General features: G+C 62.6%; 13 protein-coding genes and 1 pseudogene. 4 read left to right on the top strand and 10 right to left on the bottom strand.

Annotated elements, in window-relative coordinates; genetic code table 11:
• Positions 1-97: 97 nt before the first annotated feature.
• The 10 genes and pseudogenes from ABIN98_RS20895 to ABIN98_RS20850 form a co-directional block, all read right to left on the bottom strand.
• A complete protein-coding gene (locus ABIN98_RS20895) occupies positions 98-724 on the bottom strand; it encodes a polyketide synthase dehydratase domain-containing protein (RefSeq protein ID WP_346912914.1) in 627 nt (208 codons plus the stop codon).
• On the bottom strand, positions 685-1,035 hold the full coding sequence (locus ABIN98_RS20890; protein WP_346912736.1) for a hypothetical protein: 351 nt from the start codon (positions 1,033-1,035) through the stop codon (positions 685-687). The genes ABIN98_RS20895 and ABIN98_RS20890 overlap by 40 nt, the downstream gene beginning before the upstream one ends.
• Positions 1,014-1,571 carry an acyltransferase domain-containing protein gene (locus ABIN98_RS20885; protein WP_346912912.1) on the bottom strand — a complete coding sequence of 186 codons (558 nt, stop codon included), beginning with the start codon at positions 1,569-1,571 and terminating at the stop codon, positions 1,014-1,016. The genes ABIN98_RS20890 and ABIN98_RS20885 overlap by 22 nt, the downstream gene beginning before the upstream one ends.
• Positions 1,561-1,758 (bottom strand): hypothetical protein, encoded by a 198-nt coding sequence (locus ABIN98_RS20880; RefSeq protein ID WP_346912734.1) that lies wholly within the window; start codon positions 1,756-1,758, stop codon positions 1,561-1,563. The genes ABIN98_RS20885 and ABIN98_RS20880 overlap by 11 nt, the downstream gene beginning before the upstream one ends.
• Positions 1,759-1,814: 56 nt before the next feature.
• On the bottom strand, positions 1,815-2,042 hold the full coding sequence (locus ABIN98_RS20875; RefSeq protein WP_346912732.1) for an acyltransferase domain-containing protein: 228 nt from the start codon (positions 2,040-2,042) through the stop codon (positions 1,815-1,817).
• A gap of 96 nt (positions 2,043-2,138) precedes the next feature.
• Positions 2,139-2,438 (bottom strand): hypothetical protein, encoded by a 300-nt coding sequence (locus ABIN98_RS20870; RefSeq protein ID WP_346912730.1) that lies wholly within the window; start codon positions 2,436-2,438, stop codon positions 2,139-2,141.
• The gene (locus ABIN98_RS20865; RefSeq protein WP_346912728.1) at positions 2,410-2,763 is read right to left on the bottom strand and encodes a ketoacyl-synthetase C-terminal extension domain-containing protein; all 354 of its coding nucleotides are present in this window, start codon (positions 2,761-2,763) and stop codon (positions 2,410-2,412) included. The genes ABIN98_RS20870 and ABIN98_RS20865 overlap by 29 nt, the downstream gene beginning before the upstream one ends.
• Positions 2,764-2,809: 46 nt before the next feature.
• Positions 2,810-3,025, bottom strand: a pseudogene (locus ABIN98_RS20860) (hypothetical protein); the annotation flags it as partial.
• A complete protein-coding gene (locus ABIN98_RS20855; RefSeq protein ID WP_346912726.1) occupies positions 2,988-3,818 on the bottom strand; it encodes a polyketide synthase in 831 nt (276 codons plus the stop codon). The pseudogene ABIN98_RS20860 and the gene ABIN98_RS20855, both read right to left, overlap by 38 nt.
• 352 nt (positions 3,819-4,170) lie before the next feature.
• Complete coding sequence (locus ABIN98_RS20850; RefSeq protein ID WP_346912724.1) at positions 4,171-5,712, bottom strand: trimethylamine methyltransferase family protein; 1,542 nt, start codon at positions 5,710-5,712, stop codon at positions 4,171-4,173.
• A gap of 345 nt (positions 5,713-6,057) precedes the next feature.
• Here ABIN98_RS20850 and ABIN98_RS20845 point away from each other — a divergent pair, with 345 nt between their 5' ends.
• From ABIN98_RS20845 to ABIN98_RS20830, 4 genes are all read left to right on the top strand, one after another.
• Positions 6,058-8,619 carry an FAD-dependent oxidoreductase gene (locus tag ABIN98_RS20845; RefSeq protein ID WP_346912722.1) on the top strand — a complete coding sequence of 854 codons (2,562 nt, stop codon included), beginning with the start codon at positions 6,058-6,060 and terminating at the stop codon, positions 8,617-8,619.
• Positions 8,620-8,857: 238 nt separating this feature from the next.
• Complete coding sequence (gene bmt / locus ABIN98_RS20840) at positions 8,858-9,868, top strand: betaine--homocysteine S-methyltransferase (RefSeq protein ID WP_346912720.1); 1,011 nt, start codon at positions 8,858-8,860, stop codon at positions 9,866-9,868.
• Positions 9,869-9,940: 72 nt separating this feature from the next.
• A complete protein-coding gene (locus ABIN98_RS20835) occupies positions 9,941-10,216 on the top strand; it encodes a DUF1194 domain-containing protein (protein WP_346912718.1) in 276 nt (91 codons plus the stop codon).
• The gene (locus tag ABIN98_RS20830; RefSeq protein ID WP_346912716.1) at positions 10,119-10,769 is read left to right on the top strand and encodes a DUF1194 domain-containing protein; all 651 of its coding nucleotides are present in this window, start codon (positions 10,119-10,121) and stop codon (positions 10,767-10,769) included. Before ABIN98_RS20835 ends, ABIN98_RS20830 begins: the two co-directional genes overlap by 98 nt.
• Positions 10,770-10,804 lie beyond the last annotated feature (35 nt).

Below are 10,804 nucleotides of genomic sequence, written 5' to 3'. Positions count from 1 at the left end.
GGCCTCACCGGCAAGCTCGCTCTCCTCAAGCCATCCAGGAGGGAGTGGACGAGCGGACGCGCCGTCTCATGAATCTTGTCGGTGCCGATCAGGGCGGTCAGGTCGAACCTGCCATTCTCGCAGAATTGCCAGAGCGTTTCGTGGGCAATCGTCCGTCCCAGAGCCTCGATGAGAAGTACGGAATCTTCAAGTTCCGGCGCTTCGTCAGCCGCAACGCCGATCTGTCCGGCAAAGGCTGCAAATCCATTCGGCAGAAACCGCTTCGGCCGGAGCTTTGCGGTCGGCGTCTGGCAAGAGCGTGGCCAGGCTGCTTGTAAATGAGCTCGTTCGGACGGGTTTCCCGTCCAAGCTTGACGGCCCGGAACCGGGTCCGCGCCAGGCGGGCGATCACCGCTCCGTTGGTGTCGATATATTCGAAGGTCGCCTCGATCGAGCGCGGCGAGGCCTTGGTCACCTTGATGCGGACCGCCTCGGGCATCGCTTCCGGCTGCAACAGCCGGAGGCTTCCGATCCGGATCGGCAGGAAGCTCGTCTTTTCCGGGACGCCCGGAACCGACTGCAGCAGGGCGAACAGACCGTGGAAGCCGGAATCCACCAGGGTCGGGCAAAGGGACAGTTCGGCCTTCGCGAGGCTTTCGTCCTGCGGGCGCAGGTAGACCGTCGCCGACCGTTCGTCATGCGTAATCACATGGTCCGCCCGCCGGAACACAGGACCATATTCCAGCCCGAAGGAACGGGTGATCGTGTAAAGCGCGTCGTGATCCAGCCGGGAGGTTTCCTGTTCGCCGGCGGGGCAGCCAGGGCGTATGGTCGGTTTCCGACGGCGTCACGAAATGGCCGCGGGGCGTTCAGCGACCAGTCGCTGTCCTGAAGGCGCGGCCTTGAATAGATTTCCACGACCCGGTCGTCCGGCGAGATCCGGACTTCCGTTTCCCAGGTTTCGCCGCTGTCGATGACCAGCGGGCGTAGAATGTCCAGATCGCGGATCTCGACCGTATCGCTCTTGGTCCAGTTCAGGGCGGCCCTGAGCACCATTTCCGTGTAGCCGGCGGCGGGGGAAAACGACCGATTCCTCCACCTTGTGGTCCGCCAGCCACGGAATGGCGACGGCGTCCACATGGTTGAACCACTCCGCCACGTCCTGACGCAGGCGATAGCCGAGCAGGGGCCATGTCCGGCCGAACATGAAGTCCACCCGTTCCGACGTCGGGTCGGGCATGTAGGGCGAATTCTGCCAGGGGTATCCTGGGAAGCTTGACCAATGCAGTCGGCCGCGGGGCGACGAAGCGGGAGAGATCCACCTTGCCGCCATGGGCAACGACGCCACCCGCCACCTTGGCGATCGGATTCTGCACCGGCGCGGTGTTCTTGCCCGGCTGTTCCAGGCTGGGAAGCACCGTTGCCTTCTTCCCGTCGCTGCGAAGAACGTCGTTCATATAGGTGCCGAGCACAGCCTTCGGGCCGATCTCGACCAGAACGCCGAAGCCGTCTTCGCTCATCCTTGAAATGGCGTCGGCGAATTTCACCGGCTGACGGACATTGCGCCACCAGTAATCGCTATCAAGCGCCAGGTCCTGTGCCTCCGGCTCGACGGTCGGAGTAGAACGGCAGGGTCGGCGCTTGCGGCGTAATCCCGGTCAGGGCAGTCAGGAGTGGTTCGCGGATCGGATCCACCAGCGCGCTGTGGAACGGGTAGGCGAGGTTCAACCGGCGCAGAGCCCACTTCTTCTTGCGCGCAAATTTCGCGAAGGCGTCCAAGCTATCGGTGTCGCCGGGAAATGGTGACACTGCGCGGGCTGTTGATCGCGGCCAGTTCAAGCCGCGGCAGGCCGCTTTCTTCCATCGCGGCCAATGCGGCCTTCGGCCGGCAGCAGAAGGGCGGCCATGGAGCCGAGGTCTCGGACCACTTCCTGTTCGCTGGACCGGGCGTGAATGACCTTGACCGCCTGTTCCAGGCTCAGAGCTCCGCAACACCATGCGGCGGCGACTTCGCCGACGCTGTGGCCGCAGGCGCCTTCCGCTTCAATGCCGCGGCTTCTCAACGCCTCGACCAGGGCAACCTGGATGGCAAACAGCAGCGGGCTGCGAGATTTCCGCGCGTTCGATGTCGTTTTCCAGGTCTTCGGCGAACAGGGTGGTCAGAAGCGACCAGCCGCCGATGCCCATGAAGATCTTGTCGACCCCGCTCGAACGCGAGACGGAAGGTTTCGTCTTTCTGGTAGGCTTCCTGGCCCATGCCGGCCCACTGGGAACCGTTGCCGGAAAAAGACGAAGCCGATCTTCTCCTTCGGCTTGAGCGCCTCGCCGGCGATCGCCTCGGGTGCATCCACTTCGGCAAGAAACGCCTCAAGGGACGCCAGCCGGCTGTCCGGCGTGTCGCCGGAAACGACAAGACGCTGCGCCAGGAGCTCACGCGCATGGGCGGCGGAAACCGTCACGCGTGCGGCGTCTCCGACGTCCCGCATCCTTCAGCCGATCGCGATATCGTACGGCCAACTCCTTCAGAGCATCCTTGGACCGGGCGGACAGGACCAGCGGAGCGGAAGGTGAAACCGCGTCGTCCGCCACCGGTTCCGGATCGCCGTCCGCGATCACCGTATGTGCATTGGTGCCGCCGAAACCGAACGAGTTGATCCCGGCAAGGCGCGGCTTGTCGGAGCGGGCAAGCGCGATCTGTTCGCTTGCGACCTTGAGGTTCAGCTCCTCGAAGGGGATGTCTGGATTGGGCGTGTTGAAATGCAGCGATTTCGGCAGGTGTGTCATGCTTCAGCGCCAGAAGCGATTTGACCAGTCCGACGAGGCCTGACACCGGCTCCAGGTGGCCGACGTTGGTCTTGACAGACCCGATCGGCAGGACGTCGGAGCGTTTCTGGCCGATGACCTTGCCCAGGGCGTCGGCTTCCGCGGGATCGCCGACGCGGGTTCCGGTGCCGTGCGCTTCCACAAAGGCGAGCGCATTCGGGTCGATCCCCAGGCCGTCGTACATTTCACGCAGCAGATCCGCTTGCGCATAGGGCGAGGGCAGGGACAGGCCGACTGTACGGCCGTCGGCATTGATGCCGGACGCCAGGATCTTCGCATGGCTTCGTGCGCCATTGAGCGCTTTGGCCCGGTTTGGAACGCAGCACGATGGCAACGCCGCCTTCGGAGCGCACATAGCCGTCGCCGTTGGCATCGAACGCCTGGCAGAGACCTGTCGGAGACAACATCGTCGCACGCGAGAAGCCGATGAAGGCGAAGGGGCTCAACAGCAGGCTGACGCCGCAAACGATGGCGGTATCGATCTGGCCGCTCTCGATGGCGGAAATCGCTTCATGCAGCGCGACCAGGGAAGAGGAGCAGGCGGTATCGACCGTGAAACTCGGGCCGCGCAGGTCATAGATGTAGGAAATGCGGTTCGACACGATCGACAGCGTGTTGCCGGTCATGAATTGCATGTCGGCGGTCGCCGGGTCGCCGATGAACCTGTGGTGATAGTCGAGCGATGAGGCGCCGACATAAACGCCGGTCGTGGTCCCTGCCAGGTCGCTAGGCGGAATATTGGCGTGTTCGAGCGCTTCCCAGACCAGTTGCAGCAACAGGCGCTGCTGCGGGTCTATCTGGAGCGCTTCGCGCGGAGAAATACCGAAAAAAGAGGGATCGAAACCCCAGACGTCATCGAGCTGGCCGGCCGCCCAGGTATAGCTCTTGCCGGAGGAGGACTTGTCAGGGTGTCCGAAGCGGGCCAGCGGCCATCTGTCGTTTGAAACCGATGTGACGGCGCATTTTCCGTCGCGCAGCAGCGTCCAGAAATCTTCCGAAGTGTTTGCGCCCGGCAACCTGCTCGCATAACCGACGATATCAATATTTGAATGTAAAGAAGCCACTGAGCAACCTTCAGCGTATTTCGCCGTAACCAGCGATCGATGGGAATACGAATAAGGTGAGTGGAACGCAGCGCGCGCTATGCATTTTTATTAACCACCCTCCATGAGTTGCCCTTAGGGCACTCGCCTCTCGATTAATGGCTCACGGCCAATGCTGCACCGCAGGCATACCGGCGGTGTTTAATAAGCCTAGCGGAGACTTGCAAGAGTTTCCACTGCCTAGAAGGCGCCATTGTGGAGGACTGGCGTTGTCTGGAACCATCGGGTGTCCAGGCAACCGCTCTGAAATGCGCTGGAAGGGCGATTAAACGTTGCTGTCCGGAAAAGATGCTTTTCGATTGGCCATGAAATCCTGAAGGGCCTCATCGATGGCCGGGTCGAGCTCCGGACCGCCGTAGGCCGCCAGTTGTTCCTTCCAGATTCGATTGGCGCGCCGGGCCGCATCCAGTTCGCCGTCTGCCAGCCATTGTTCGTAGGAATTGTTGTCGGCGATCGACGAGCGGTAGAACGCGCTTTCGAAGTTGCGCTGGGTATGCGCGGCTCCGAGGAAGTGGCCGCCCGGCCCGACTTCCTGAAGCGCATCCATGGCCATGGCCTCGTCGGAAAGGTCGATTCCCCTCGCCAGGACATGCATCATGCCGAGCTGGTCGGCGTCGAGGATGAACTTCTCGTAAGACGAGCACAGGCCGCCTTCGAGCCAACCGGCCGCATGAAGCGCAAAATTCACCCCGGACTGGACGGTGGCGGTAATCGTTTGGGCCGATTCCTGGGCAGACTGGGCATCCGGCACCTTGGAAGCCGTGAAGGAGCCCCCGGACCGGAACGGCAGATTGAGCCTCCGGGCCAGCTTGGACGCGCCGTTCAGAAGCAGCGTGCCTTCCGGGCTGCCGAAGGTCGGCGCACCCGATTGCATCGAAATGGAACTGACGAAGGCACCAAAGACGACCGGTGCGCCGGGCCGCAGAAGCTGGGTCAGGGCACAACCGGCCAGCGCCTCGGCGAGGACCTGCGACAGGGTGCCGGCGACGGTGACCGGGCTCATGGCGCCGGCCAGAATGAAGGGCGACACGATGCAGGCCTGGTTGGCGCGCGCATAGACCTTGAGAGCGCCGAGCATGGTGGCGTCGAACACAAGCGGGGAATTGGCGTTGATCAGCTGGATCATCACGCAGTTCTGGTCGACGAACTCCTCGCCGAACACGATCTGCGCCATCTTCACCGAATCTTCGGCTCGTTCCGGTGCCGTGACGGAGCCCATGAACGGCTTGTCGGAATATTTGATGTGGGAATAGACCATGTCGAAATGGCGCTTGTTCACCGGCAGGTCGACCGGTTCGCAAACGGTGCCGCCCGAGTGGTGCATCCACGGCGACATGTAGGCCAGCTTCACGAAATTGCGGAAATCCTCGATCGTGCCGTAGCGCCGGCCGTTGTCGAGATCCGTGACAAAGGGAGGGCCGTAGACCGGCGCGAACACCAGATTGTTGCCGCCGATTTCCACGCTCCGGGCCGGATTGCGCGCGTGCTGGGTGAATTGGGCCGGCGCCGTCTTGACCAGTTCCTGCAGCATGCCTTTGGGGAAGCGGACCCGCTCGCCGTCAACCTCTGCACCGGCCGCCTTCCAGATACCCAGAACCTCCGGGTCTTCACGGAATTCCAGACCGATTTCCGCCAGAATACGGTCGGTGTTGGCCTCGATCTTCTCCGCGCCTTCGTCGCTCAGGACATCGTAGAACGGGATGTTTCGCGTGATGTAGGGAGCGCCGACACCGCCTGATCCGGACATCCGGCGTTCTCGGCGGGCTGATCTCCCGCGGCGTCCCGCGGATACTGCGGCATCGGACATGATTGAGCCTCCCTTTGGCTACTCGAATGAGGGACTGCGAGTGTGCGCGAGACGGGTTTATCACCTCTGTCCGTATCCGTCTCAGCCTTTCCTAAAAACGTCACCTGGGGCGGTGCCCTGGCCAGCGCGCATTTGGGCCGATGGCGCCTTGACGACAGAGCATGTCGGCTTGCCGCATTTGGGTTGTCGCGTCCCAACCTAGGCTGCCGTCAAAACGGGAACGGTTGGCAGACGGTGCCGCATGGATGCGCAATGCCTTGGAGTAGCATTCTGCTGCGCGTATCGTTGGTAATCGATGGTGAGCTTCCGGCGCTTCGCGTCCGGTCTTTGGAAAAGGAATGAAAGATGTCAGCATTTCCTGACAAGGCACAAGTCGTCATCGTCGGTCTGGGCGGCATCGTCGGGGCTTCCGTGGCGCATCACCTCATCGAACGCGGCTGGACCGATATCGTCGGCATCGACAAGTCCGGCATTCCGACCGACATCGGGTCGACGGCGCACGCCTCCGATTTCTGCTACACGACCAGCCACGACTATCTCTCCGTCTGGACCACCCAGTATTCCATCGAATTCTTCGAGAAGATGGGCCACTACGCCCGGATCGGCGGCCTTGAGGTCGCGCGCACCGGCGACGACGCCTGGATGGAGGAAATCAAGCGCAAAGTGACCTCCGGCAAGGCCTTCGGCACCAATGTCCGTCTCGTCGATCCGGCCGAGATCAAGGAGAAATTCCCGCTGATCGAGGAAGACATGGTCCAGGGCGGCATGTTCGACCCTGATGCCGGCCTCGTCGTCCCGCGCTCGCAGACAGTTGCCGGCAAGCTGGTCGACGCCGGTGAGGCGAGCGGCAGGCTGAAGGTCTTTGCCAATACGCCCGCAAAGTCGCTCCTGGTAGAGGACGGCCGCATCAAGGGGGTCGTCACCCATCGCGGCACGATCATGGCCGACCATGTCATCGTCTGCGCCGGGCTCTGGGGCCGTCTGATCGCCGAGATGGTCGGCGAGGACCTGCCGGTCATGCCGGTCGACCACCCGCTCACCTTCTTCGGTCCGTACAACGAGTTCGCCGGCACGGGCAAGGAAATCGGCTTTCCGCTCATGCGGGACCAGGGCAACTCCGCCTACATGCGCGACACCGGCGATCCGAAGACGACCGAAGGCGGTCAGATCGAATGGGGCTATTACGAAACCGACAATCCGCGCATGTGCCACCCGCGCGATCTTCTGGAGAAGGATGTGGCGCGTCTGTCGCCGTCCCAGCGCGATCTGGAGATGGAACAGGTCATCGAGCCGCTCGAGCGCGCCATGGAACTGACGCCGATCCTGGGCGAACTCGGCTACAACGAAGGCCATTCCTTCAACGGCCTTTTACAGGTCTCGGCCGGCGGCGGCCCGTCCTGCGGCGAAAGCCAGAAGGTGCGCGGTCTGTGGTACTGCGTGGCCATCTGGGTCAAGGACGGCCCGGGTTACGGTAAGCTGATCGCAGACTGGATCACTGACGGTCGCACGGAAATCGACCACGCGTCGATCGACTACGCGCGCTTCTACCAGCACCAGCTGGAAGAGAAATTCATCGAGGGCCGCTGCTATGAGGCTGCCCAGAAGATCTACTTCCCGGCAATCCACCCGCGCGAGCCCTATGCAACGGGCCGGAACGTCAAGCGCTCGCCGTTCTATGAGCGGGAAGTCGAACTTGGCGGCCACTTCATGGAGCTCGGCGGCTGGGAGCGGGCCCATGGATACGCGGCCAACGAGCATTTGCTTGAGAAATACGGCGACAAGGTTCCGGTGCGCGAAAACGAGTGGGACAGCCGTCATTTCTGGCGCGTCTCCAACGCCGAGCATTTGGCGCTGAGCGAGGACTGCGGCATCATCAACCTGTCGCACTTCTATATGTTCGACGTGGAAGGCCCGGATCATGTCGCGCTGATGGAATGGCTGTGCGCGGCCAAAATCGGCGGCGACAACAACATCGGCAAGGGCATCTACACCCACTTCCTCGACGACGAGGGCATGGTGCGCGCCGACCTGACGGTGATCCGCATGGCCGACCGCTGCCGGGTCGTCGACGGCGCCGATGCCGGTCCGCGTGATTACCATTACGTCAAGCGCATCGCCGAGGATAAGGGCTTCGATGTCACCGTCACCGATGTGAGCGAGCAATACACGACCATCGGCATCTGGGGCCCGAACGCCCGGGAAAACCTGAAGAAGGTGGTGGCCGATCCGGCCGGCCTCGATCCGGAAAACTTCCCCTTCGCCGCGATCAAGGAGATCGAAATCGCAGGCAAGAAAGTCTCCGCGTTCCGCCTGTCCTACGTGGGCGAGCAGGGCTGGGAACTGCACATGAAATATGAGGACGGCCTGGCCGTCTGGGATGCCCTTCGGGAAATCGGCGTCATGGCCGTCGGCGTGGAGACCTATGCCAACTCGCGCCGCATGGAGAAGAGCTTGCGCCTCCAGAATGCCGATCTCCTGACCCAGTACAATCTGATCGAAAGCGATCTGGCCCGTCCCAAGGTCAAGGAAGCCGACTTCCGCGGCAAGGCGAAGCACGTCGAGTACAAGGCGCGCGATAAGCAGTCCGCCATGCTCTGCACCCTGGTGATGACGGAAAACACCGACGCCAGCGGCGTGAAGCGGTATCCGGTCGGTGCCATGCCGGTCATGGATCCGGACACCGGCAAGACGCTGGTCGATGAACTCGGCCGCCTGTCCTACACGACCTCGGTCGCCTATGGCCCGACCATTGGCAAGAACATCGCGCTTGCCTACCTGCCGCAGGCCTATTGCCAGGTCGGCCGCAAACTGAACGTAGAATATTTCTCCGAAACCTATCCGGTCGAAGTGGTCGCCGTCGGCTATACGCCGCTCTATGACCCGGAAAACCTGAAACCGCGCTCCTGATCGGAAAGTTCAAGGGTATACTGTTTTTCGACGAACTCCCGTCTCCCCCCTTGAGGAGGAGATGTCTCCTTCAGGAGACAGAGGGGGGTATCAGCCTCTCGGCAAACTCGGGGTTTCGGAATATGCGGTACCGGTTCACCCCCGTCTGTCGGCGTTCGCCGACATCTCCCCCTCAAGGGGGGAGAGGGGAGCAAGCGGAAAACTCTACATAACCGGCAAGTCGGGAAAGACAGCCTCTATGTCCAAATTCGAAAAACTGCTGGCCGAAAAAGGCACGCTTCTGGCCGATGGTGCGACGGGGACGACCCTGTTTGAAATGGGGCTCGTTTCCGGCGATGCGCCCGAGCTTTGGAACGTCGAGGAACCGGACAAGATCAAGACGCTGCATCGCGGTTTCGTCGAGGCCGGGTCCGATATCATCCTGACCAACACCTTCGGCGCCAACCGGCACCGGCTGAAGCTGCATGGCGCGGAAGGTCGGGTGAAGGAACTGAACGCGGCTGCCGTCCGTCTTGCGCGTGAGGTGGCCGAAGAAGCGGACCGTGAGATCCTGATCGCGGGCTCCATCGGACCGACGGGCGAACTGTTTCAGCCGCTCGGCGCCCTGAGCCACGAAGACGCGGTCGAAGCCTTTCGCGAACAGATCGAAGGGTTGGTCGAAGGCGGCGCGGATATTCTCTGGGTTGAGACCATGTCGGCCGCGGAAGAAATGAAGGCGGCGGCCGAGGCCGCGCAGGACTGCGGGCTGCCATTGGTCATCACCGCCAGCTTCGACACCGCCGGCCGGACCATGATGGGTCTGCCGCCGAAGGGGCTCGGCACGCTGAAATCCGAATTTGCCTGCACACCGGTCGCCATCGGCTCCAATTGCGGGGTCGGGGCCTCCGACCTCCTGGCCGCGATCCTGGAAATCACCGAAGCCGATCCGGAAGCCATCGTCGTTGCCAAGGGAAACTGCGGCATTCCCCAGATCCGGGGCGATGAAGTCGTCTATACCGGAACGCCGGATCTGATGGCCGACTACACCCGCATGGCGATCGATGCCGGTGCACGGATCATCGGCGGCTGCTGCGGCACCTCCGCCGGTCATATCGCCGCCATGCGGCAGGCGATGGACAGTCACCCGGGAGGGGCAAGACCGTCCCTGGAGCAGATCCTCGACAGGATCGGGCCGCTCGTGTCGCCGCCCGCAAATCCTTCCGGTGGAGACGACAGAAACGCCCGGCGCCGGCGCCGCCGGGACGCCTGATAACGAAGGCGTTATCGGGTATCTGAACGATTGCCTCTAGGCGGAACAGGCCTGCCTGATTTACGCTAAACCATGCGTATTTCGGGATATGTCGGGCCGCTTGCCGGCGCCTTGCTGCTTTTCCTCTGCTTCCTGCCGTCCGCGCGGGCGCAGGAGCGCGTCGATGTCGCGCTGGTGATCGCGGTCGATGTCTCCCGTTCCATGTCCTACGAGGAGCTGCGGATCCAGCGAAAAGGCTATGCAGCAGCCATTGCCAGTCCCGAAGTCGTCCGGGCGATCCGGGACGGCGTCTACGGCCGGATCGCCGTCACCCTCTACGAATGGGGCCGCCGACAGTTACGTCCATGAGATCGTCGGCTGGACGCTGATCGAAAACCAGGCGGACGCGGAGGCGATCGCGGCTCTGCTTCTGTCGGAAAACAGCATGGGCGCGCGCCGGACCTCCCTGTCGGGCGCGATACGGGAGGGCGTAAGGCGGCTTGAGACAGTGCCTTTTTCAGCGGACCGGCGGGTGATCGATATCTCCGGCGACGGCCCGAACAATCAGGGGATCCCGGTCACCGAGGAACGGGACAAGGCCGTGGCCAAGGGCATCATCATCAATGGCCTGCCGCTGATGACCTCGAGCGGCATGGGGTCGGCCTTCAACATTCCGGATCTGGATGTCTACTATCATCGCTGCGTGACCGGAGGACCGGGCAGTTTCGTCATTCCGGTGACCGAATGGGAGGAATTTCCCGAGGCCGTGCGGCGCAAGCTGGTGCTGGAGATCGGCGGTGTGGAGCAGCCGCAGCCGCGGGTGATCCCGGCGCAGCTCTTCAAGGAAGAGCCCTACGACTGCCTGATCGGCGAAAAGATCTGGCAGCAGCGGATGTGGCAGTTCGACGATTTCGACCGTTAGCAATGGGACTTATCGACTTCCGCCGGGCGCGTCTG

Origin of the sequence: uncultured Roseibium sp. (assembly GCF_963675095.2) — a bacterium.
In the GTDB taxonomy this organism is placed as follows: Bacteria; Pseudomonadota; Alphaproteobacteria; order Rhizobiales; family Stappiaceae; genus Roseibium.
This window is presented reverse-complemented; position numbering and strand designations above follow the sequence as displayed.